Here is a 22661-nt window from a genome sequence, read left to right as displayed (position 1 = left end):
GATCCCAAGGAGAACAAGATGTTTCGCACCCTCTTACGATCCAGTGCCGTGCTCTCGGGCCTCGCGGCCGTCGCACTGTTCGGCGGCGCACCCGCACAGGCGGCCTCCGTGCAACTGAGTCAATCCGGTGGCGTAGGCGCCGGGCAAGCCATCAGCGTCTCGGTGAGCGGCCTGGCTCCCAATCTCGCCTCCGTGGCCGTCGGTCAATGCAAGTCGCAGATCTCCGGCCCGAACGACTGCAACCTCGGCGGCTCGATCCTGGGCAATGCCGACGGTTCCGGTACCTGGCAGGCGAGCCGTAACTCCATCACCCTGGTCGGCTCGATCGGCGGCGTCGACTGTACGTCGGCACCGGGCGCCTGCACCATCTCCGTCACCAGCCTGACCGACCCCACCAATATCCTCGCGTCCATCCCCCTGACCTTCGGCTGAGAAACGGTATGAGAAGCAACATCTTTCGAGGTGTCGCGGGCGCGGCGGTCACGGCCGCCGCGCTGCTCGCGACCAGCGCCCCGGCCATCGCGTCTCCCGTCCTGCACCCGACCCCATCCGGCGATGTCACGGTGGGTCAGCCCATCACCGTGGCTCTGGACGGCCTGCCGCCCAATCTCCCGACCGTCGCCATCGGCCAATGCAAACCCCAGATCACCAGCCCTGCCGACTGCAACCTCGGCGGTTCGCTGCTCGGCGTCGCTGACGCGCAGGGCGTGTGGAAACCCGGTGACCGAGGGGCGGTGGTGACCCTCGTCGCCTCCGTCGGCGGCATCGATTGCACCGCTGCCCCCGGAGCCTGCACCCTGGCGGTCACCAGCCTGACGAACGCCACCGACATTTTGGCCGCGATCCCCCTGACCTTCACCGCACCCGGCGGGCCGACCGGCACCAGCAGCGCCACGGCCGAGCCTGCCGACTCGTCCTCGTCTTCTTCCACTGTCAGCGTGGTCATCATCGCGATCGCGGTAGTTGTGGTCCTCGCGGCCATCGTGGTCGTGGTGCTCCGCCGCCGCAGACCTCGATAATCCCGCCCGGCGCATCGAGCTACCGGGAAGTGGTTCATGATGCGGCGCATGTGAGAGCGCCGATCACACCGGTCAGTTGTCTCCACCGGTGGCAGTGGCGGTGGGGTAGGCGCCGGCGGGCATGCCCGGTCCGCCGGGGCGGAAGGCGGCGGGGGAGTGGATGACCGAGGTCCGGCAGTATTCGCGCAGGCCCTCCTCGGCGTATTCGCGGCCGTAGCCGCTGGATTTGATGCCGCCGAAGGGCGCACGCAGCGACATGCCGGTGCGGTTGTGGGTATTGACGAAGGTGAACCCCGCCTCGATGTGGGCGGCGAAGGCGAAAGCCCGGGATTCGTCGGCGGACCACACCGAGGCAGCCAGCCCCAATTCGGAATCGTTTGCGCGAGAAAGGGCTTCGAATTCATCGCGGTAGGTCAGAAGCGGGACCGCGGGCCCGAATTGTTCGGTACTCACCAGCGGCGCACTGTCGGGGAGATCCAGCGCCAGGATCGGGGCGACGAAGTATCCCGAGGATTCGGGTACGTCCGCCAGCGGGAGGATGCGGCCGCCACGGGCTCGGGCATCCGCGATCAGTGCGGTGACGCGATCGGCCGCGTCCCGGGTGACCACCGGGCCCAGGGTGACCGCTTCGTCCAGCGGGTCGCCCACTGTCAGAATGCGCTGTGCGGCTTCGAGATACGCCTCGGTGAACTCTTCCGCACGGCGGTGGGGCACGTAGAGTCGTTTGGCGGCCATGCATACCTGACCGGCCGTGGCGAAGGACGCGAGGACGAGGCGGTCGTAATCGTCCGGGGTCAGGGCGAAGTCGTCGAGGAACACGGCCGGATCATTGCCGCCCAGTTCCAGCACGACGGGCGTGATGGCCTGACCGGCGGCAGCCGCGATGCTGCGGCCGGCCACCTCGCCTCCGGTGAAGGCGACCTTACCGACCAGGGGATGGGCGACGAGGGCATGCACCAGATCAGCGCCGCCGTGCACGACCGTGGTCACCGGGAAGAGTTCCGCAACCCTGGTGACCGTGAGCGGAGCGAGGGGAGACGGCTTGAGTATCACCGTGTTTCCCGCAGCGAGGGCCGGGCCTACCTTGAGTAGGGAGAGAATGATCGGAGCATTCCAGGGCGTGATCGCCGTGACGACACCGTACGGGCGAGCCGCGAGGGTGAGGCGCCCCTGGGTGTCGTCGATTCGGATATCGCGGTACACGGTAGCCGCGCGCCGGCAGATCCAGCGCAGATAGGTTGCGGCGAAGGATATTTCGCCACGGCAGTCGGCAATGGGTTTGCCGGTCTCGCGTGCCAGCAGCACGGCCAGCTCGGAGCGTTCGGTATCGAGCCCGTCGGCCGCTTCCGACAGCTTTGCCAGCCGGTCCGGCAGTGGCCAGGCCGACCATTCCCGGAATCGGCGATCGGATTCGCGCACAATGCTATCCACCGCGTCCGGTGGTGTGATCGGCACCGACCCGACGATCTCCCGCGGGCGGGCCGGGTTTTCCCGCGTGATTCTCACGATGCCCGCTCCAGCGAATCCATCAGGCACGCACGTCGCAGATGAGCGCGGGTTGCCACCGGATCGGCGGCCAAAGCGCGCAACTGGTCGCGGTACCCGTCGTCGTGGCCGCGCAGCCGCGACCAATTGGCGTGGCTGGCGCGCTGCACGTGTTCGATGGCGACGGTGCGCCGCAGTGCGGCCGCGCGATCGAGGATCTCCTGCGGCGCACCGGCAATGACGTCGGCGAGCGCACCCGCCATCCGCACCGCATCGTGGATGCCGCTGTTCATGCCCAGTCCGCCCAGCGGGTTGTTGACGTGCGCGGCATCGCCCATGAGCAGTACGCGACCGTCGCGGAACCGCGGCGCCACCCGCTGATGCACTCGATAGAGCGAGGCGTGGGCAATGCGCCATGGCCGTCCGAGATCGGCGACACCCGTCAAACGCTCAGGTAGGCGGGATAATTCGAGATCGTCGGCCGATCCGTCGGGTGTCGGCAGCAGCACCCGCCAGTGGTCCGGTGTGCGCAGTAGCACCAGCCATTCCGCCGGGTCGAAGACGTAGTTGATGGGCGCGATACCGGGCAGTGCGGCAGTGAGGTCCTCCTCGACCGACGCCACCAGGAACCGCTCGGGGTAGGTATTGCCCTCGAAACTCGCGCCGGTGGCGCGCCGGACCATCGAATGCGCACCGTCCGCACCGATCAGCCAATCGGCGTGCACCGCACCGGCGGAGGTGGCCACGGTGACGCCGTTCGCGCGGCTCCGCACGCCCTCGACCCGATGATCGAAGCGCACCTCGGCCGACCCCGGCAGTGCATCCAGCAGGATCGGTGTGAGCTTGTTCTGCTCACACTGCACGCGGTACGGAAAGACCGTATCCGGCGCCAGCACCGCCATATTCAACGTGGCTATCTCCCCGCCGCCGCGTTCGCGGTACTGGAAGGTCTCGGCCACGATCCCTCTGCTCAGCAGTGCGTCCACCACACCGAGCTCGTCGAGCATCTCGAGCGTCGGCGGATGAAAAGTGGACGCACGCGATTCGGTGGCCAGCTCGGCGCCCGCCTCCAGCACCGTCACGTCCACGCCTCGCCGGGCGAGAGTCAGTGCGGCCGTGAGCCCCACCGGCCCCGCCCCGGCGATCGCGACGGTGGTCATGCGGTGTGCAGGGCGAAACGCCCCTCGACACCGACAACCCGTGTGCCGGTGAAGAAACGCAGTGTCTCCGCCGTGCCTTCCTCGCCGAGACCGGAGATGCCCCAGGCCGGGCGCGGGGTCATGAGGTTCAGGCTCATGATCGACGAGCCGTTCACCTTGACCTCTCCGGCTCGGATGCGGCGGGCGATGGCGAGCGCGAACTCGGTATCCGTACCGCACACATAGGCTTCCAGCCCGTACGGCACGGCATTGGCGAGCCGCGCCACGTCCTCGACGCTGTCGTAGGTGGCCACACCGGCGACCGGTCCGAACACCTCATCGGCCAGATCGTCGTCGAGCAGCGTGGGGGCGAAATAGTTTCCGGCCTCGGGAGTGACGCCGAAGCTGCGGCACTCGCGGCCCGCGATCCCGCTGCGCAGCGCCTGGACGTGGCGTGAGTGCACCAGCGGCCCGAACTCCGTGTCCGGATCCAAAGGCGAACCCATGCGCAGCGATTCGAGTCGCTTGCCGATCGCCTCGGTGAGCTCGGCAGCCCGGTCCGAGGGCAGGATCAACCGTCCCAGCGCCCGGCACCATTGCCCGTTCAGCGTGGTGAGCAATTCCGCACCCATCCGCGCGGCCGTGTCGAGATCGGCATCGGGGAGCACTATGAGCGGGTTGTTGCCGCCCAATTCCAGCTGACAGGGCCGGAACAGCGGCGCGGAGGCGGTGGCGACCGCCCGGCCGCCCACCACGCCACCGGTGAACGACACCGCCTTGATCCGAGGATCGGCGACCAGGCGCGCGCCGGTTTCCGCGCCGCCGTGCACGAGCTGGAACATTCCGGCAGGCACGTGCTCGGCGATCACCTCGGCCAGCAGCACCGCACTGTAGGGCGTCAGCTCGCTGACCTTGAGAATGACCGGGCACCCGGCCGCCAGTGCATTGGCGACCTTGTGCGCGGCCATGGGCGCGGGCGCGTTCCACGGGACGAGACACAGTGCCGGACCCAGCGGTAGCCGGTGCACTTCGACACCCTCGCGGTCGTCCCGGAGCGCCCCGGTCCGAATCTGCGTGGCCGCCAGGCGGAATGCGCCGGAGACAATGACACCCAGCGGCTCGGCCTGCCGGATCGGCACACCCGTCGCGAACGCATCGAGTTCGGTAATGGCAGGCAGCCGGGTATCGAGTGCGTCGGCGATCGACTCCAGCATCTCCGGGGTGATACGCCCGCCCGCCCGATCGGCGACCGCGAGCGCGCGGGCCACGCGGTCGGGCGCGGTCGCCACGGCCCGTGCGACCGCGGCGCCGGAGGCCGGATCCTCCAGCGCCACACCCAGATCCACCGCCGGAGTGCGCCACGTACCGTCGACGAGATCGCGGATCGCGGGCAGTTCGGGAGTCATCGCGCGACCTCGCTGGTGGCGCGGTCCTGGGCGGCGGCGCCGGCCGTCTCGGGCGCACCGGTTGCCGACCGTGTTTCGTTCATCGCCCGAGTCTCGGCCGCAATACCCGCGGATTCCATCTCGGAGGTGTTGCTCGCGGGTTTCGGTTCCGGCGTGGAGTCACCGCTCGTATTCGGCAACTGCGGCGGGAGACTCGGCGCCGGTGTCTCGGGTGCGGGCGCGAACAATTCGTTGGCCTTGGCCTCGGTGACGATGCGGGCGACCTCGAGCATTCCGCGCTCGGCGGGGAACGTCATGACAAGCCCCATGGCCAGATCCCGCAGTGCCCGTCCGGCAATACCGTCCATCGAGGCCGCCGAGGTGCCGCCTGCCTTGAGCGCCCCCAGCGCGACCCGGAAGCAGGCCTCGGTGACCGCGCCCTTGCCGAGCCGCCACTGCGTGAAGACCTCCTGTTTCGGCTTGAACGGCACCTCGGCGGTCTCGACCGTCAACTGGTAGCGCAGCCACAGGTAGGCGGTCTGCAGATCGCGGGTCATCTCACCGAACAGCACCTGGTGTACGGGGGCGGAGGCAATGGGTGCGCCGGTATCGGCGAACGTCTTCGTTGTTGTGGCGGTGAGGATTTCGTCGTATACACGCTGGGCGCATCCGGTGTAGACGGCGGCGATGGCGAGCTGATTGCCCACGAAGCTGCCACGGCTCATGGTGAGCATCTTGGTGAATGCGCCCGGTATGCCGAGTGCTTCGCTGTCGGCCACGAAGACATCGGTGAGCCGGATGCCATTATTGGCGGTCGCGCGCATTCCGAGGCCGTCCCAGGGCGCGCGCACGGTCACACCCGGCGCGTCGCGCGGCACGAAGAAGGTGGCCAGACCCTCGGCGGTGCTGTAACCCTCGAGTTTGGCGGAGGTCAGGTAGTAGTCCGCGACCCCGGTGGCGCAGCCGAAAGACTTCTCCCCATTGAGAATCCAGCCGCCGTCCACCTTGTGCGCGGTAGTGGCGATGGTGATGTTCGCCCCGGAGGTCTTGACCGACTCGGAGGCGAAATTCGCCAGCCACACCCCGTCCGCCATCCGGGTGAGTACCTTCTCGGCGAAGGCGCGCACCACCGGAATCTCGGCCTCGTCGAACAACCCGGCCCCGATCGCCTCCAGCGGCAGCAAACCGCGTGAGGCACTGGTGTTGTGGAAGAAGTAGGCAAGTGCCGTGGACGGGCAGGCGGTGCCCATGGCGTAGGTGGCGGCGGCGAGATCGCGGAGGGTGCCGCCCAGGCCGCCGAACTGCTCGGGCACCACCAGGCCCAGCAGCCCGGCCTCGCGGAGCAGGCCGATATGCGAGACCGGGAAGGTGGCGGTCCGATCGGCCTCGGCGGCGGCCGCGCGCAGGGCGGGTAGCACAGCCTCGACCCGTTGGGCGCGTTGACGTTCCGCGTCGGTCATATCTTCGACGAGTCGTTCACCGATCATCGGGCAATCCCCTCGTAATAGGTCCGGTCGTGATAGATGAGCGGGGCGGCCGGGCGCGGAGTCGCCGCGTCCTGGACCATCCCGAGCACAATGGTGTGATCGCCTGCCGGATAGCAGGCGGCGACAGCGCAATCCACCCAGGCGACGGCATCGGCGAGTACGGCCGCGCCGGTGGTCGCGGTGTCCCAGCGACCCGCCGTGAAGCGGTCGTCGAGGCCGGGGCCTGCGAAGCGGCGGCCGACCTCCTCGTGGTCACTGCCCAGCACATTGACCGCGAAAACACCGCTGCGCCTGATCATTCGGCAGGTCGCACCGGCAGATGCCACGCAGACCGAGACGAGTGGGGGTTCGAGCGCCACACTGGTGAACGAGCTCGCCGTCATGCCGTGCCGGCCACCGTCCTCGGCGAGGGTGGTGACCACGACTACGCCAGTTGCCCACTGCGCCAGCACCGTACGGAGATACTGCGGCTCCATCTGGAACTCCGTTTCGGTAGTGGAAACGCTGTTACGCACAAGGTAACGCCGCGATGTGGGCGGGCGCAAGGGGAACAGCAGGGGGAGGGTGTTTCCCATCGGGAAATCTGCCGCCTAGACTCGGCGGCGTGCCCGATATCGAATCCGACACTCAGAGCCGTTCGATCGCCGCCGTCGAACGCGCCATGGACGTGCTGCTGCTGTTCGGACGCAGCGGCCGGCCCGATCTCGGAGTCACCGAGATCGCCAATGAACTCAATATCACCAAGGCGGCGGTGCACCGGATCCTCACCGCCCTGCGCAGCCGGGATCTGATCACCCTGGAACCCACCACCCGCCGCTACGCGCTCGGGCATGCCGCGATGGCGCTCGGCCGGGCTTATCTGGCGCGGACCGATCTGCGGGTGATGGCGGCACCGGAGCTACGGCGCCTGGCCTCGCTCACCGGTGAGACCGCCACCCTGTCCATTCGCCGCGGCGACACACGGATGTATGTGGACCAGGTGGTGCCGGATCAGGAACTGCGGATGGAAGTGGCGCTGGGACAACCGTATCCACTGCATGCCGGCAGCTCGTCCAAGGTCATCCTCGCGTATCTCCGCAGGGAAGAGATCGAGGAGTATCTCGGCCGCCACGAGCTGACCGCGTTCACCGACGCCACCGTCACCTCGCAGCGCAAACTGCGCACCGAGTTGAACGCGGTGCGCAAGCGCGGTTATGCGGTGTCGCTGGGGGAGCGGCAGATCGGCGCGGCTTCGGTGGCCGCGCCCATTCTCGATCACGACGGCGGCGTGGTTGCCGCCATCAGCGTATGTGGTCCGCTGTCGCGCTTCGAGCCGCGTATGGAGGAGTACGTGCCGATGCTGCTCAAGGCCTCCGGTGCGCTGTCGACCCAACTCGGTTACTCCGGTTAGAGATTCGCTGCGGGTTTGAAGACACCGAGCGCCGCGGCGGTGAGCACGCTGCCCCAGATGATCCACACGTAGGGCAGGCAGCCGTTCACGCTGCGGCGCAGGATCCGCTCCACATCGGGGCTGGAGCCCTGGGTCTGTAGTCGCACAAAGGCGGGACCGAAGGGGCGCAAGGTGATTCGGATACCGAGTCCCGCCGCGACGGCGGCGGTGTAGAGCAGAATCTTGCCGCCCAGCCAGCGCGGATTCGTGGTCACGCCGAACGGGTCGTGGGCCAGCAGTGTGTAGCCACCGGCGGCGGCCATAGCCGCGATCACCGCGGCTCGAATGCTCAGATCGGCCTGCCGCACAATCGCGATCCGGCCGTGGGTGCGGTGCGCCGCGATCGCCAGTGCCAGCCACCCGATGGCGAAGACCCAGACCGCGGCCACGAACCACCAAGGGAACAGCGCGATTCCGAACAGTGTCGCACCGTGTGGATCCATCGCCATCAGGGTGACACCGCTGGGCAGGAACAGCACCAGGCAGATCTTCGGTCCCAGATCCAGTCCGCTCATAATGGCCAGAGCCGTCGCTCGCGCCGGAGGTGTCCGCGCGGGGTCGATGACAAAACGGCTCGAGTAGAACACTCCCAGATCACCGCCCAGCCAGAATACGAACAGCACCAGGTGCAGCAGGATCCACCAGCCGTAGTGGTGCGGTCCCATGGAAATCCCTTCGGGGAGAGTATGAATCAGTGCAGGACGGTCAGCGCGGTGTCGAGGTCGATCACATCGGCGTACTTGGCGTCGAGGTCCAGGAGATTGGCCGCGTGCAGCCGTGGGTCGCGGTCGCCGCAGGCATCGGCGACCACCAGGGGCCGGAAGCCGTGCTGCAGGGCATCGGTGGCGGTGGCCCGGACGCAGCCGCTCGTGGTGAGCCCGGTGACCAGGACGGTGTCGATCTGCTGTGCCGTGAGGGTGGCGGCGAGCGAGGTGCCGTGGAATCCGCTGGCGTACTGCTTGGTCACCACCACGTCACCGGGTAGCGGCGCGGGATCGGCCAGGAAGTCGCCCAGTGGATTTCCTTCCTCGAAAGCGTTGAGCGCCGGTACCTTTCGCCGAAACAAGCCACCGTCGGCACTGCCGGGCCGATAGCTCACCCGGGTGAAGACGACGGGGCGGCCGACGGCGCGGGCGCGCGCGACCAGTCGCGCCGTCGCCCGCACGGCGTCCTCCACCGGAGCGCGCAGCGGCGAACCGTCGGTGAGATATGCCGCGCAGACATCGATCACCAGCACGGCCGGACGGATGCCGGGGCCGAGCCGGGCGGCGAATCCGTGACGGCGATAATCGTCGGCCAGATCGGACACCGGAACTCCTCTCAGAGCACGCCGGAGCGAGTCAGCTCGGCGATACGGCCGGCATCCAGTCCCAGCAGGGTCCCGTATACGTCGGCATTGTGTTCGCCCAGCTCCGGGCCGGGATGGCGGACCGAGCCGGGCGTCTCGCTGAATTTGGGAAACACGTTCTGCATCGGGATTTCCCCGAACTCGGGATGTGCGAGCCGCACGATGGCCTCCCGGGCCGCGAAATGCGGATCGGCGAACATATCCCGTGCGGTGAAGATGCGCCCTGCGGGAACCCCGGCCTCGTGCAGGGTCGCGAGCAGTTCATCGGCGGACAGCGTGGTGGTCCACTCGCCGATGATGTCGTCGAGTTCAGCCATATGCTCGCCCCGGCTGGAATGGGTGGCGAACCGCTGCGCATCCGCCAATTCGGGCTGTCCCATGGCCTTCGCCAGCCGGGTGAAGACGGTGTCCTGGTTGGCGGCGATGAGAACCATATCGCCACCGGCGGTTCCGTAGACATTGCTGGGTGAGACGTTCGGCAGTACCGGTCCGGTCCGTTCGCGCTGGTAGTCGGTGATGCCCCACTCCGGCAGCAGCGATTCCATCATGGCCAGCACCGCCTCGTAGATCGCGGCATCGACGACCTGCCCGCGCCCGCTGTTTCGCCGATGATGCAGCGCCGCAAGCGTTCCGATGGTCGCGAAGACCGCTGCGAGCGAATCACCTAGGGAGATACCGGTTCTCGCGGGCGGATGGCCGGGTTCGCCGGTGGTGTAGCGGATGCCGCCCATGGCCTCGCCGATGGAACCGTAACCGGCGCGTGGCGAATACGGTCCGGTCTGGCCGTAGCCGGTGACGCGGGTGAGGATGAGGCCGGGATTGCCGGCGCGCAGGGTGTCGTAGTCGAGCCCCCAGCGTTCCAGGGTGCCGGGACGGAAGTTCTCCACCACGATATCGGCCCGGGCGATGAGATCCCGCGCCAGTTGTTGTCCGGCCGGGGTGCGCAGATTGCAGGTGACGGATTTCTTATTACGCGCCACCACCGGCCACCACAGTGAGCGCCCGTACGGCTTCTCACGTCCCCATTCGCGCATGGGATCGCCCCGCCCGGGAGATTCGAGTTTGATCACCTCGGCTCCGAGATCGCCGAGCAGCTGGCCGCAGAACGGGCCCGCCAGCAGCTGGCCCATCTCGATCACCCGCAGATCGGCCAGCGGCCCGGGCGCGGGGGTGTGCAGGTCCGGCATTCGGCCAACTCCGTTCTGTCGCACCGGGAGGCGTAGTCGAGCGCGCCTTCGGTAATAATGGATACAATGTATCCCGTAGCGAAACGGCTAGCAAGATCGAGCTGATATGCGATCTGCCGCGCGCCGGATCACCTGGTACTGAGGAGAATTCGTGGACATCACGCTCGTCGAGGTCGCGCCCAGGGACGGCCTGCAGAATGAATCGCGGCTGATATCGACTGCCGACAAGATCGAGTTGATCCGGCGCTCGGTGGATGCGGGCCTGCGCCGCGTCGAAGCGGTGAGCTTCGTGAACCCCGCCCTGGTTCCGCAGATGGCCGATGCCGAGGCCGTCATGGCGGGTGTGCCGCGGGCGGACGATATCCGCTATGCGGGACTGGTTTTCAACGACCGCGGGCTCGATCGGGCACTCGCCGCCGGAGTGGACGAGATCAATGTGGTTGTGGTGGCGACCGATACCTTCAGCCGGCGCAATCAGGGCTGCGCCACCGCCGAGGGCATTCACCGCTGGCAGCGTCTCGCCGACCGCGCCGCCGCATCGGGTCTCTGGCGCACGGTCACCATCGCCGCAGCCTTCGGTTGTCCCTTCGAAGGCGAGGTCGCCGAATCGACTGTCCTGGACCTGATCGCTCGGGTCGCCGACTCCGACCCGGATGAGATAGCGCTCGCCGACACCATCGGCGTCGGCACCCCCGACCGGGTACGCCGACTGGTGGGGGGACTTCGTTCCATTGCACCGAATGCGGTGCCCCGCTGCCATTTCCACAACACTCGCAATACCGGGTATGCGAATGCCCTCGCCGCCCTGGAAGCCGGAGCCCGGGTGCTCGACGCCAGTATCGGCGGCATCGGCGGCTGTCCGTTCGCGCCCGCCGCGACCGGCAATATCGCCACCGAGGATCTCCTGTACGCGTTGGATCGCATGGGAATCGGCAGCGGCGTCCGGCTCGATCTCGCCATCGAGGCGGCGACCTGGCTGGGCGGGGTGCTCGGTGCGCCGGTGCCCGCGCTGCTCGGGAGGGCGGGGACCTTCCCGGCCGGAGTAGGCAGGTAGCCGGACGGGAGATCCCGGGTGCCGCGGCCGGGTGCGTCGCGGCACCCCGGCGGTTGTCAACCGGTGTGGTCGGCAGGTCTGTCGGGACGGACATCCCGCAGTGGTTGCAGCAGCGGTTCCAGATTCGGTGCCGTGGCGAGCCGAAAAGTGGTTTCACTGAGGCGATCGGCGACCTCTGCGGCCAGTGCCGATGCGGTATTGAGCCGGAACTTGGTCGCGAGTTCCTGAGGTGAGAGGGGATTGCCGGGACCACCGCGATTCACCTCCACCCGTTCGGTGATTCGATGGCCGTTGCGCAGTCGCGCGGTCAGGACGGCGGGAAACTGATGCGGGAAGATGCTGTCGCACCGCGGGTCCGGGACGCAGCGAACCTTTGCCGCCAGTGCGAGCCGTTCCGGATCGCGGGCCGCGGCATCGGTGAAATCCTCGTGGAACAGGCCGAGTCCGCCGCCGCCGAGGAGGGCGGCCGCGACGGTGTAGGGGCCGGAAAAGGCCGCGTGATAGCCGGATTCGGGGACCGCCTTGGCTGCGGCGGGGAAACCGATGGTGCGCAGCGCCGCAGTGGGTGCGCCCAGTTCGAGATCCTCGATGTCGTGCGGGTCGATGCCTCGGGCGCGCAGGCGCAGTGCGGCGTCGATGCCCGCGTGCGTGAAATGGTTGCAGGGGTAGGGCTTGAAGAAGACGCCGGGCAGTTCCCAGTGGTCGCCGAGCCCGGCCAGAATGGCGCCGATATCGGTGCGGTCGCCGCAGAAGGCTTGGAGCAGGCCGAATCTGCCCTCCAGGACGGTCGGGGGACCGGTCAGGCCGGTACGTGCCAGGCCCGCCGCGACCACCGCACCGTGTGCCGCCCAGCCGCAGTGCACGCGTTTGACGGTGCCGCCGGTGCGATTGGCCTCCAGTAGACCGGAGCCCATGCTGGCGGCGATTGCCATGGCATGCGCGATTCCTGCGGCATCGAGGCCGGAGAGCATGGCTGCCGCTGCCGCCGCGCCGACCGCGCCGCAGATGGCGGTGGCATGCAATCCGCGCTCGAAGAACACGGAATTGCCCAGGGCCGCATCGTATCCGGCCATGCCGATCCGCACGGTGATCTCGATTCCCACGGCTACCGCATCCAGCAGCGCGGCCCCGCCGGCACCTCGCGATTCGGCGACCGCCAGCGCGGCGGGCACCACCGACGCCGACGGATGCAGCACCGAGGGCAGGTGGGTGTCATCGAAATCCATGGCGTGCGCGAGCGTTCCGCCGAGCAGTGCGCTGCTGGGTTCAGGCCGGCGGCCGGGTACACCGAGAGCGGTCGCGTGTGGTCGCCCACCCCACTCGTCCACCAGGGCGCGTACCGCGACGGCAGGCGAGGTATTCAGAGCGGCCAGACTGTTGCCGAGGACGTCGAGGACCCGGCGGGCGGCATCTGCTCGCAATTCCGCGCCCACGCCGCACAGCCGGGCGATCTCGGCGAACTCAGCCAGCTGCTGGACCACGGTTCGGTCGTTCATCGTCGCACCGCCGCGAGTGGGCGAACCGGGGAACCGGTACCGCCGACAATGCGCAAAGGCGCCAGCAGGAAGACGAATTCGGTGAGTCCGGCCGCGGCGAGATCCTCCAGTGCCAAGTGTTCGAGAATGTAGATCCCGGATTCGACGAGCAGCACCCGGTGCACGGGGAGCACGCTGTGGCCCGCGCCCGGTGAAATGCATTCGTACGCTGTGGTATCGGAACCGGTGGCGACCACACCCCGCGCGGCCAGCCAGCGTGCCGCGGCGACACCCACCCCGGGCACGCCCGATGCTGCTCCGAGGTAGGCGTCCCGGTCGCCGAACAGCCGGGACCAACCCGTGCGAATCAGTGCCACGTCACCGGACTCCGGTTCGGTCCCCGCCTGTTTCGCGGCTCGGATCAGATCTTCGGCGGTGATCTCATAGCCGCCGGGGAGTACCTCGGCGTCGTGCAGGCGCGCCACGTCGAGTAGTACGCCACGCCGCAGCAGTCCGGGCAGCTGTTCGGCGCCGTGCCGGGTGAATGCCCCGCCGCGCTGCGCCGCGTACGCATCGACGCCGTCGTGCAGCAGCCCGTCGTGGCTGACATGGCTGAGCGCATCGATATGCGTCCCGACATGCCCACCGGTCACAATGATCTCGTTGGCGGCCGAGCCGCCGTCGGGGCGCATCATGTCGCCGTGCCTGCGCACGAGTGTCATCCGGAAACCGGGATGATTCGGCGAACAGGGCATGCCGGTGAAGAACGGCTGTCCCAGTTCGATGAGGTCGACACCGGCGGCGACGGCCGCGACAAGTGCGTCACGCTCGCTCACCGAACCACCCCCGCGGCGCGCAGATCCGTCAGCGCCCGCTCATCGACGCCGTAGCGGGACAGCACTTCGGCGGTATGGGCGCCCAGCGGCGGTCCGGTCCACCGAATCTCGCCGGGCGTCTCGGAGAGGCGAAACAGGATGTTCTGCATCCGAATCGGGCCGAGTTCCGGGTCGAGCAGGGTGATGATCGACTCCAGTGCGCGGAACTGCGGATCTTCCACGATATCGGCGGCGGTGTAGACCGGTGCGACGGCGGCCTCGGCCTCCTCGAATGCGCTGAGCACCTCCGCGGTCTTGCGCGCCGAGATCCAGGAACCGACGGCCTCATCCAATTCCGCCGCGTGCCCGGCACGTCCGGCGCCGGTGGTGAACCAGGGCTCCGCGATGAAGTCGGGTCGCCCCACCAGGCGCATCACGCGCTCGGCCACCGACTGCGCGCTGGTCGAGACCGCCACCCAGCCGTCGTCCGCCGTGCGATAGATATTGCGGGGTGCGTTGTTCGAGGAGCGATTGCCGGTCCGCGGCGGGAGTTGCCCGAGCTGATCGTAGGCGACGATATGGGGGCCGAGCAGTGTGAGTATCGGCTCCACGATGGCCAGATCGATCTGCTGCCCGTGCCCGTCGCGGTCCCGGGCGCGCAGCGCCGTCATTATCGCGAAAGCCGTTGTCACGGCGGCAATCCCATCGGCGAGGCCGAAGGGCGGCAGGGTGGGTGGCCCCTCGGGTTCCCCGGTCATGGCCGCGAAACCGCTCATGGCCTCGGCGAGCGTGCCGAAACCCGGCCGCCGTGCATAGGGGCCGACCTGCCCGAAGGCGGTGACCCGTGCCAGCACCAGCCGCGGATTGATCTCGCGCAGTGCGGAATAGCCCAGGCCCCACCGCTCCAATGTTCCGGGGCGGAAGTTCTCGATCACCACATCCGCGTCGGCAACCATGCGGCGGAACAACTCCTGGCCCTGCGGTGCACCCAGATACAACGTCACCGACCGCTTACCGCGCCCGATCATCTTCCACCACAGCCCGACCCCGTCCCGCTGCGCGCCGTGGCTGCGCACCGGATCTCCGCCGGGATGCTCGATCTTGATCACCTCGGCGCCGAAATCCGCCAGCAGCGTGGCCGCCAGCGGTCCGGCGAAGAGTGTCGCGGCATCGAGGACCCGGATTCCGGCGAGTGGACCATCCATTGCGCAACTCCTTACCGCCGCAGTGTTTCCCACAACGAAACATTGAAGTGTGTTACGGCGTTGACTACCAGCGAATAGTACTGCGATGATCGCATAGCTAGTCAAGCTGTTTCGCAGAAGGAAACTGGAGTGGGTTGTGGCGGAGACTGATCTACTGATCCGGAACGCTCGCGTGGTGAGCCCCGGCGTCACCTCGGCCGGTGTGCCCGAGCCCTCGGATATCGCCATCTCGGACGGTGTCATCACCCGCATCGCCGCCGCGATCGCGCCCGAATCCGCGGCCGAGGTGATCGATGCGGGCGGGCTGCTGGCCTTCCCCGGAGTGGTGGATGCGCACCAGCACTGGGGCATCTACGCCGATCTCGGGCAGGACACCGAGACCGAGAGCCGCGCCTGTGCGCAGGGCGGTGTCACCACCTCGCTGAGCTATCTGCGCACCGGGCGCTACTACCTGAATCGCGGCGGTTCCTACCGGGACTTCGTCCCCGAGGCGCTCGGGCGGATGGCCGGCCGCTCCTATGTGGACCACGGCCTGCACCTGGCTCCCATGACTCGTGAGCACATCGCCGAAATCCCCTATCTGGTCGAGGAATTCGGTATCACGTCGTTCAAGATCTTCATGTTCTACGGCGGCCACGGTCTGCACGGTCGCTCCAGCGATCAGGCCGACTTCCTGATGATCGGGCCGGAGGAACGCTACGACCTCGCGCACTTCGAATTCGTCATGCGCGGTCTACAGCGCGCCCGCGAGCGATTCGGCGACGGTCTGTCGCTGTCGCTGCACTGCGAGACCGCCGAAATCATGGCCGCCTACACCGAACTCGTCGAAGCCGACCGCTCGCTCTCCGGCTTGCGCGCCTACAGTGCCTCGCGCCCACCGCATTCGGAGGGACTGGCCATCGCCATGGCCTCGTACCTCGCGCATGAGACCGGGTTCCCGAATATCAACCTGCTGCACCTGTCCTCGGCCAAGGCCGTGGATGCCGCGCAGCGCATGGCAGTTGCCTTCCCGCACATCGACTTCCGCCGTGAAGTCACCATCGGTCATCTGCTCGCCGACGTGGACAGCGCGCACGGCATCGGCGGTAAGGTGAACCCGCCGCTCCGCGAACGCGCCGACGTCGAAGCGCTGTGGCGGCATGTACTCGCGGGCGAAATCGACTGGGTGGTAAGTGATCACGCCTGCTGCCGGGCCGAGCAGAAGTTCGGGGCGGACGCCGACGATGTCTTTCTCGCGAAATCCGGCTTCGGTGGCGCTGAATACCTGCTACCGGGGCTGGTCGGCGCGGGTCTCGAACGAGGTCTTCCGCTGGCGCGGATCGCCGAACTGACCTCCGCCAACCCGGCCCGGCGCTACGGCCTCGGCGGTAAGGGGTCACTGTCCCCGGGATACGACGCCGACATCGCCCTCGTCGACCCCGGCGCGCGGTGGGTGGTGCGCGCCGCCGATTCGGAATCAGCCCAGGAATACACACCTTTCGAAGGCTTCGAGATGACCGCGCGCGTGACGGACGTCTTCCTTCGCGGTCGCCGAATCGTTCGCAATGGCAAGGTTCAAGGTGAGCCATCCGGCCGCTATCTGCGTCGTGGCGTCGCATAACGCAAAACGGTAGGGGTGCCACGGTCCGCACTCGGGTCAACGTGCGGCAAGTCGTCGAGCTTCCCCGCGTGATGGCCTCTGACATCGCATTACGGCATACGAAAGCATGGCCGATATAACTGTTTCGCCAGAACGCATGGGCTCCAGCAATTTCTGGGTACATACCGTCCAAGCCGGGCGCGACCCGGAGGCACGATAAGTTAAGAAGTACGATTATGCGTAGAGCAACGGCGCTCTTCGCCGCATTACTGTTGGCCATCCTCTTTTCCATCACCTACGTGACAAGTCCCAAGGCGCAAGCCGATGTCTGCACCGGTGATTGGGCCATAGGTATCGGCGGTCTCGGGGACAACACCTCGTCGGTGTTCGCTCCCACCGTGGACCAGCCTGTCGGGTACAACTCCGCCGACCCGATGTCGGGGTTGAACGAACTCGACCGGCTTTTCTGGTTGCATCGCAGCCAATGTCCGGACGACCACATCAAACTGATCGGACACAGTGAGGGCGCGGGCATCCTGCACGCCTGGGTCACCGCACACCAGGATGCCGGCAATGCCAATGCCATTCTGCTGGCCGATCCCAAGCGCGATGCCGGGCCCGGCTGGGCCGGTTTGGCATCGACTCCCGGGAGCGGCATCATCGGCTATCCGCTGGCCGGTGTGGACGATTGGTTCGGCGGCTTCCCGGTATTGACGGTGTGCAACCACGACGATCAGATCTGCGATACCTCGGCTGGTTGGCAGGGGTACCTCTTCGGGGGGGCGCATAATCGCTACGATTTCAACGTCTGGGACTACGGCGACTGGGATTCCGGTGTCTGGTACCGGTAATCGGTGAATCATGGGGGATCAGTAGCCATTCGGCACTGGTCCCCTTTGGCTGAACCCGTGCCCCATCGAGGTGCACACAGCCGTTCCGTTGAAGGTGATTTGACAGTTCGCCCCGGCATAGGTGACCGAATACTGTGGGTCGTGGTAGTTCCCGGGTGCGAGCCGTGACAGCGCGGGATTTCCGCCCGGCAGTGTGTGACTGCCGCCGGCGCTCCACTGGGGGCGCGCCGGCCAGCCGACCGAATCGATGACGATGGCAGGAACATTCGGCAGCGGCACCTGCATTCCGGCGTAGAGCACGTTCATGTACAAAGCCGGGACTGTGAGGTCGCATCCCACCGTGCCATTCGCGGCGATCGAGCAATTCCACGCGCCCAGGGCGAAATACGCGGTGTCGCCGACGAGTACCGGACCCGGTGCGTCATCGGCGTGCGCGGCGGCCAGACCGGACAGGCACGCGAGAATCCAGATGATTGCTCCGCAAACTCCTGCGGCGGCGACTTTTACGGCTCCGGCCACGGCATCTCCTCGGATGCGCAATGAATCTCAGGTCTCCCCGACCATGAATAAAAACTATCACTTTACGGCGCAAAGACAAGAGATCTGTCGAGGGGCCTTACATGATAAATTGCACGCTGCCCACCCCTGCTGACCTCGGATCGAGCGACGAGGCAGCATATTCGTTCGCACAGCGAAAGACTCTGCCCCCGTGGGGGTTCGAGGGTAGGCTGCCGAAGTTCCGCGTCCGGGATGTGCGGTGATCGGCGGCGGTGAGTGTCGTGCACCGCGGTGGAGTTCATTGATGTCAGGTTCGGTCCCAGTCGTCCCCGTCGCGCCGATCGATGTTTCCGGTCCGCGTGTGCCGATGTACACCCCGCAATTCGCGGCCGATCCGCATCGGGCGTACCGGGAGATGCGGGAGAAGTACGGGGCGCTGGCACCTGTCGAGCTGGCTCCGGGCGTGCCCGCCACGCTGGTGCTCGAATATCGCACGGCGGTACGCATTTTGAATGATCCGGAACGTTTTCCGGCCGATCCCCGGGTCTGGCAGGAAGGGGTGCCTGCCGACTGTCCCGTATTGCCGATGATGCAGTGGCGGCCGAACGCGCTGCGCAATGCGGGGAATGTGCACGCGCGGTACCGGCAGACCAATACCGCCGGGTTGGCCGGGATCGACCAGTTCGGGCTGCAATCGGTCGTGGAGCGGACCGCCGTATCGCTGATCAATGCGTTCTGTGCGTCCGGCTCCGCGGATCTGGTGCGCGACTACGCTTTTCCGCTCTCTTTCGAGGTGCTGAACCATCTGCTCGGCTGCCCTGCCGATATTGCCGGGCAGGCGGCGGAGGGGTTCCGCGCCATCTTCGAGGGTGTCGGCGCGGAAACCGGTAACAAGCTCCTTGTCGGCGCACTGCAGCGCCTGGCCGTGCACAAGCGGGCGCAACCGGGCGACGACGTCACCACTCGCATGCTCGAGCACCCCGCCCGGCTCACCGATACCGAGATGGTGCACCAGCTGGCCACCCTCTACGGCGCAGGTATCGAGCCGCAACAGAATCTGATCATCAACACTTTGCTGCTCATCCTGGCCGACGACCGTTTCGGCGGAATTGTGCTGGGCGGCAGCCTGTCCACGCGCGACGCCCTCGACGAGGTGCTCTTCGACGACCCGCCCATGGCCAATTTCTGCATCAGTTTCCCGCGCCAGCCCGTCCTGGTGGAGGACCGCTGGCTGCCCGCGAACCAGCCGGTGGTGGTCAGCATGGCCGCCTGCAATACCGACCCGGCGATCCGTGCGGGGCAGCTGGCCGGAAACCGATCGCACCTCGCGTGGGGAGCGGGGCCGCACTCCTGTCCCGCGAGTTCCCTGGCCTACCTCATCGCGCAGGAGGCCATCGATCAGCTGCTGGACGCCCTACCCGAAATTCGCCTGGCGGTACAGCTCGGCGAATTGGCATGGCGCCCAGGGCCTTTCCATCGTGCCCTGGTAGCCCTCCCGGTCCGCTTCACTCCTTCGGCTCCATTGCCGGAGCGGATATGAGTGCCCCGCCGGCACCAGCCGATCAGGGCTGGATGTTCTCCAGATCCTCGAGCAAGCTCGGGTGGATGGGCTGCCAGCCGAGGGTCTGCCGGGTGTGGGTGCTCGACGAAGGCTGATCGGTGGCGAAGATCGGCCCGAGTGGTCCGAACGTCTCCTCCGGAACAGCTTCCACCGCGATCCCCAGCCTGCGGCCGATGACCGCGGCCATATCGCGCACGGCATCGCCTTCGTCGGCCACGGCGTGCCAGGCGGTTCCGCCCGGCGCCTTCTCCAGCACCAGCCGGAAGAGTACGGCCGCATCGAGTGCGTGCACCGCGGGCCAGCGCTGGGCGCCGTCACCCGGATAGCCGGCCACCCCGGTGCGGCGGGCGATGTTGGTCAGCAGACCGGCGAATCCGCCCGTGCCGTTGTTGTGCACCGTGCGCGGCAGGCGCACGGCGGCGCTCCGAACCCCGCGTGCTGCCAGGTCCAGCACGGCATTGACCGAGACGCCGCGGCCGCCGACCGGTCCATCGGTAGGGGAGGGATCGGCCTCGGTGGACGCGCGACCCGGCACCCACGGAGTGCCCGAGGCCGTGATGAACGGCCGGTCGCTGCCGATGAGTTCCTCGCCCAGGGCTACCAGCGCGGCACTCTCCTCGGCGACCGCCGCCGCGACCGCGGCGGGACTGCTGAAGTCATTGGCGAAGGCCAGATGGATCACGCCGTCGGCCCGTGCGGCACCGGCGCGAAGCGTGGCCGGATCGGCGAGATCGCCCCGAATCGTCTCGGCCCCGGCGGTTTCGAGTGCGGCCGCCGACGAATCGGAGCGAGCGAGCGCAAGCACGGTGTGTCCGTTGCCGAGCAACTCGGCGATAACGGCCGACCCGATCAAACCGCTGCCGCCGGTGATGAATACCTGCATGACTCTCCCTGAAAAGTGATGGGACCGTTGTCGCATCACTGTAGCAGAGTGATGCGACAACGGTCCCATCATCTATGGTGGTCCCATGGCGCGATGGGAACCCGGGGCACGTGAACGACTAGTCCTGGCCGCAGTGGATCTGTTCACCGAGCTGGGCTACGACGCCACCACCGTCGCCCAAATCGCCGAACGCGCCGGCGTAACCAAGAGCACCTTCTTCCGCCACTTCCCCGACAAACGCGAACTCCTCGCCGCCGGCCAAGAGGCCCTGAGCCAATTACTGACCGAGGGCATCGCCGAGGCCCCCGCCGGCGCCACTCCTCTCGAAGCAGTCGCCGCCGGCCTCGAACGCGCCTCCAGCGCCATGGGCCCGATGAACCGCGAACTAGCCCCCCGCCTCCAAGCCGCAATAGCCGCCAACAGCGAACTCCAAGCCCGCGACGCCCTCAAAAGCGTGGGTCTGGCCGAAGCCATGGCCAACGCCCTCCGCGCCCGCGCCATCCCCGAACCCACCGCCCACCTCGCCGCAGAACTAGGCGTCCTAGCCTTCAAACAGGGCTACGCCCAATGGCTTCAAGCCAACCCCGACGCCCCCCTCGCCCCCTACGCCGTCGCAGCCCTCGAAGACCTACACGCAGCAACCAAGTCCCTCACCTGACCCCGCAGCCTCGTCTGACACCGCACAGCCCGTGTCCATCACGCGCACCCTCTGTTCGGGCTGCGCGGTGCAGACACGAGCCGTGCGGTGCCGGGGCTATGCGGTGAGAGTTCTCGTCGCTGCGTCAGCCGGTGTGGTGCGCCTGTAGCGCCTTGGTGATCAACTGCCGCGCGTCGTTGTCGAAAACCGCTTGCCCGGACAGTATCTGGAAGGTGTTCGCGTGCAACGCGATACCTTCCGGGTCGTCGATGATGATCTCACCGCCGACCGCTTCGCTCGACACCTCGGAATTGTCGTGAATGACGAATTGCGCTGCTGGTGCTCGGAACTCGGCGTCCATAGGCACGATGCCCAGGCTCAGGCGCGGGTTGCCCATCGCATCGAGCAGGTGCGCCAGTTGCTCACCCATGATGGCGTGCGTACCGACCGTCCGGTAGAGCACCCATTCCCCGATCAGGAAACGGAATTCGTGGCCGTCCCGGTCCAGAATCTGCTGACGTCGCATCCGCGCGGCCACCACGGTGTCCAGGTCGTTTGGAATGTCGAGCACGGTGATACAGGCGTGCAGTATGGCGCGCGCGTATCGCTGCGTTTGCAAGAGCCCGATGATCGCGCCCGGCTGCCAATCCCGGATCAGGCGGGTGCGTGCTTCCTCGGCGAGGATGGATTGCTGAAGGGGACCGAGCCCAGTCGGGCAAGTGTCGTACCAGGAGTTGTATCGCATCTGTCTTACCTCGCGTGTGCGCTTGGGTGGTGATGCTTACTCTCTATTGGTGTTTGTCGAGGGCTGCCCGGATCAGTGCGCGAGCATCGTCTCCGGACGCTGACTGTCCAACAAGGACATCGAAGGTTCGGTGATACAGCTTGATCTCTCGAGGTTGGGTAATGGTGAGCTCCGCGGAAATCGATTCGACGGTTACCCGGCGCTGGTCGAACATGACAAAGTTGGTCAGCTGCATGGGCAATTCGGTGCGCATCGGCACGATCCCGAAGGTGACGCGGGGTAAGCCCATCGCGGCGAGCAATCTGTCGAGCTGTCCGATCATGACTGAGTCCCGGCCGACGTTGTTGTACAACGCTTGCTCGCCCACCAGGATGTGGAACCTGCGATCTCCTCGATAGAGAATCTGCTGGCGCTCAATGCGTTTGGCGACGCCCTCGTCGAGATCATCGGGTATTCCGTGGAACTTGATCGACCTGCGCAGGACCGTAGCAGCGTATTCAGCCGTCTGAAGAAGACCGGGTATCAGGGAGGGCTGAAAAGCGCGAATTACCTTGGACTGCTGCATCAGACGCAGGATCTCGTGCTGCTTCTGTTTGGTTCCACCGCTGAGCGTTCGTCGCCACTCGCGATACGCGGCATCTATGTTCCGCAGCGTAGCAACAAGATTCGGTATCTCGTTCTCGGCGCCGGTGAGGGTGCACCACACCTGGATGTCGGCGATCGAAGGTTTCGTCTTGCCGTATTCGATCTTGGGCACCCTGGTCTGATGCCAGTCGGCCCTGCGGGCTAGCTCGCTACCGCTCAGCCCGGCAGACTGGCGAAGCTCCCGGAGGCGTTCCCCGAGAGCTTCGCGTGCTTGCTCTGGCGAATTGGTCACCG

At 67.0% G+C, this 22661-nt stretch carries 23 protein-coding genes; 8 read left to right on the top strand and 15 right to left on the bottom strand.

Features of this window, described 5'->3' with window-relative positions:
- Positions 1 to 18: 18 nt before the first annotated feature.
- Together OG716_RS15235 and OG716_RS15230 are read left to right on the top strand one after the other, a co-directional pair.
- Positions 19 to 432 carry a neocarzinostatin apoprotein domain-containing protein gene (locus OG716_RS15235; RefSeq protein WP_405138275.1) on the top strand — a complete coding sequence of 138 codons (414 nt, stop codon included), beginning with the start codon at positions 19 to 21 and terminating at the stop codon, positions 430 to 432.
- 8 nt (positions 433 to 440) lie between these two features.
- Positions 441 to 1019: a neocarzinostatin apoprotein domain-containing protein gene (locus OG716_RS15230; protein ID WP_405138274.1), complete on the top strand. Its 579-nt coding sequence runs from the start codon at positions 441 to 443 to the stop codon at positions 1017 to 1019.
- 72 nt (positions 1020 to 1091) lie between these two features.
- Here OG716_RS15230 and OG716_RS15225 read toward each other — a convergent pair whose 3' ends face one another.
- The 5 genes from OG716_RS15225 to OG716_RS15205 are packed head-to-tail and all read right to left on the bottom strand — an operon-like array spanning position 1092 to position 6991.
- Positions 1092 to 2525 carry an aldehyde dehydrogenase family protein gene (locus OG716_RS15225; RefSeq protein WP_405138273.1) on the bottom strand — a complete coding sequence of 478 codons (1434 nt, stop codon included), beginning with the start codon at positions 2523 to 2525 and terminating at the stop codon, positions 1092 to 1094.
- Positions 2522 to 3664, bottom strand: a complete 1143-nt coding sequence (locus tag OG716_RS15220; RefSeq protein WP_405138272.1) for an FAD-dependent oxidoreductase — start codon at positions 3662 to 3664, stop codon at positions 2522 to 2524. Before OG716_RS15220 ends, OG716_RS15225 begins: the two co-directional genes overlap by 4 nt.
- A complete protein-coding gene (locus OG716_RS15215) occupies positions 3661 to 5049 on the bottom strand; it encodes an aldehyde dehydrogenase family protein (protein WP_405138271.1) in 1389 nt (462 codons plus the stop codon). Before OG716_RS15215 ends, OG716_RS15220 begins: the two co-directional genes overlap by 4 nt.
- Entirely contained in the window at positions 5046 to 6515 is a 1470-nt protein-coding gene (locus OG716_RS15210; RefSeq protein WP_405138270.1) for an acyl-CoA dehydrogenase family protein, read from the bottom strand. Before OG716_RS15210 ends, OG716_RS15215 begins: the two co-directional genes overlap by 4 nt.
- Entirely contained in the window at positions 6512 to 6991 is a 480-nt protein-coding gene (locus tag OG716_RS15205) for a flavin reductase family protein (protein WP_405138269.1), read from the bottom strand. Before OG716_RS15205 ends, OG716_RS15210 begins: the two co-directional genes overlap by 4 nt.
- 128 nt (positions 6992 to 7119) lie before the next feature.
- Between OG716_RS15205 and OG716_RS15200 the strand changes: the two genes are divergently transcribed.
- Entirely contained in the window at positions 7120 to 7905 is a 786-nt protein-coding gene (locus tag OG716_RS15200; protein WP_405138268.1) for an IclR family transcriptional regulator, read from the top strand.
- Here OG716_RS15200 and OG716_RS15195 read toward each other — a convergent pair.
- The 3 genes from OG716_RS15195 to OG716_RS15185 are packed head-to-tail and all read right to left on the bottom strand — an operon-like array spanning position 7902 to position 10479.
- Positions 7902 to 8609, bottom strand: coding sequence for a hypothetical protein (locus OG716_RS15195; RefSeq protein WP_405138267.1), 708 nt, complete (start codon positions 8607 to 8609; stop codon positions 7902 to 7904). The two genes, OG716_RS15200 and OG716_RS15195, sit on opposite strands and share 4 nt — an antisense overlap.
- 26 nt (positions 8610 to 8635) lie before the next feature.
- The gene (locus tag OG716_RS15190; RefSeq protein ID WP_405138266.1) at positions 8636 to 9253 is read right to left on the bottom strand and encodes an isochorismatase family protein; all 618 of its coding nucleotides are present in this window, start codon (positions 9251 to 9253) and stop codon (positions 8636 to 8638) included.
- An 11-nt stretch (positions 9254 to 9264) separates the two neighbouring features.
- On the bottom strand, positions 9265 to 10479 hold the full coding sequence (locus OG716_RS15185; RefSeq protein ID WP_405138265.1) for a CaiB/BaiF CoA transferase family protein: 1215 nt from the start codon (positions 10477 to 10479) through the stop codon (positions 9265 to 9267).
- 151 nt (positions 10480 to 10630) lie between these two features.
- Here OG716_RS15185 and OG716_RS15180 point away from each other — a divergent pair, with 151 nt between their 5' ends.
- Complete coding sequence (locus OG716_RS15180; RefSeq protein ID WP_405138264.1) at positions 10631 to 11533, top strand: hydroxymethylglutaryl-CoA lyase; 903 nt, start codon at positions 10631 to 10633, stop codon at positions 11531 to 11533.
- Between the two features lie 56 nt (positions 11534 to 11589).
- Here OG716_RS15180 and OG716_RS15175 read toward each other — a convergent pair whose 3' ends face one another.
- Genes OG716_RS15175 through OG716_RS15165 form a run of 3 tightly spaced genes read right to left on the bottom strand, consistent with a single transcriptional unit; the run spans position 11590 to position 15028 of the window.
- On the bottom strand, positions 11590 to 13029 hold the full coding sequence (locus tag OG716_RS15175; protein ID WP_405138263.1) for an MmgE/PrpD family protein: 1440 nt from the start codon (positions 13027 to 13029) through the stop codon (positions 11590 to 11592).
- Positions 13026 to 13844, bottom strand: a complete 819-nt coding sequence (locus OG716_RS15170; RefSeq protein WP_405138262.1) for a cyclase family protein — start codon at positions 13842 to 13844, stop codon at positions 13026 to 13028. Before OG716_RS15170 ends, OG716_RS15175 begins: the two co-directional genes overlap by 4 nt.
- The gene (locus OG716_RS15165) at positions 13841 to 15028 is read right to left on the bottom strand and encodes a CaiB/BaiF CoA transferase family protein (protein ID WP_405138261.1); all 1188 of its coding nucleotides are present in this window, start codon (positions 15026 to 15028) and stop codon (positions 13841 to 13843) included. The genes OG716_RS15170 and OG716_RS15165 overlap by 4 nt, the downstream gene beginning before the upstream one ends.
- 136 nt (positions 15029 to 15164) lie before the next feature.
- Between OG716_RS15165 and OG716_RS15160 the strand changes: the two genes are divergently transcribed.
- Positions 15165 to 16628 (top strand): dihydroorotase, encoded by a 1464-nt coding sequence (locus tag OG716_RS15160; RefSeq protein ID WP_405138260.1) that lies wholly within the window; start codon positions 15165 to 15167, stop codon positions 16626 to 16628.
- Positions 16629 to 16843: 215 nt separating this feature from the next.
- On the top strand, positions 16844 to 17458 hold the full coding sequence (locus OG716_RS15155) for a cutinase family protein (protein WP_405138259.1): 615 nt from the start codon (positions 16844 to 16846) through the stop codon (positions 17456 to 17458).
- Positions 17459 to 17476: 18 nt separating this feature from the next.
- Here the strand turns inward: OG716_RS15155 and OG716_RS15150 are convergent, their stop codons facing one another.
- Positions 17477 to 17977 (bottom strand): hypothetical protein, encoded by a 501-nt coding sequence (locus tag OG716_RS15150; RefSeq protein ID WP_405138258.1) that lies wholly within the window; start codon positions 17975 to 17977, stop codon positions 17477 to 17479.
- A 283-nt stretch (positions 17978 to 18260) separates the two neighbouring features.
- On the opposite strand from OG716_RS15150, the gene OG716_RS15145 reads away from it, so the two are divergent.
- On the top strand, positions 18261 to 19496 hold the full coding sequence (locus OG716_RS15145) for a cytochrome P450 (RefSeq protein ID WP_405138257.1): 1236 nt from the start codon (positions 18261 to 18263) through the stop codon (positions 19494 to 19496).
- 22 nt (positions 19497 to 19518) lie between these two features.
- Here the strand turns inward: OG716_RS15145 and OG716_RS15140 are convergent, their stop codons facing one another.
- Positions 19519 to 20400: an SDR family oxidoreductase gene (locus OG716_RS15140; RefSeq protein WP_405138256.1), complete on the bottom strand. Its 882-nt coding sequence runs from the start codon at positions 20398 to 20400 to the stop codon at positions 19519 to 19521.
- A gap of 85 nt (positions 20401 to 20485) precedes the next feature.
- Between OG716_RS15140 and OG716_RS15135 the strand changes: the two genes are divergently transcribed.
- Positions 20486 to 21058, top strand: a complete 573-nt coding sequence (locus OG716_RS15135) for a TetR/AcrR family transcriptional regulator (RefSeq protein ID WP_405138255.1) — start codon at positions 20486 to 20488, stop codon at positions 21056 to 21058.
- Positions 21059 to 21182: 124 nt separating this feature from the next.
- Here OG716_RS15135 and OG716_RS15130 read toward each other — a convergent pair whose 3' ends face one another.
- Both OG716_RS15130 and OG716_RS15125 read right to left on the bottom strand, forming a co-directional pair.
- Positions 21183 to 21782 (bottom strand): DUF5753 domain-containing protein, encoded by a 600-nt coding sequence (locus OG716_RS15130; protein WP_405138254.1) that lies wholly within the window; start codon positions 21780 to 21782, stop codon positions 21183 to 21185.
- Positions 21783 to 21825: 43 nt separating this feature from the next.
- The gene (locus OG716_RS15125) at positions 21826 to 22659 is read right to left on the bottom strand and encodes a helix-turn-helix domain-containing protein (RefSeq protein ID WP_405138253.1); all 834 of its coding nucleotides are present in this window, start codon (positions 22657 to 22659) and stop codon (positions 21826 to 21828) included.
- Positions 22660 to 22661: the final 2 nt, after the last annotated feature.

Origin of the sequence: Nocardia sp. NBC_01388 (genome assembly GCF_045040085.1) — a bacterium.
Classification (GTDB): Bacteria; Actinomycetota; Actinomycetes; order Mycobacteriales; family Mycobacteriaceae; genus Nocardia.
This window is presented reverse-complemented; position numbering and strand designations above follow the sequence as displayed.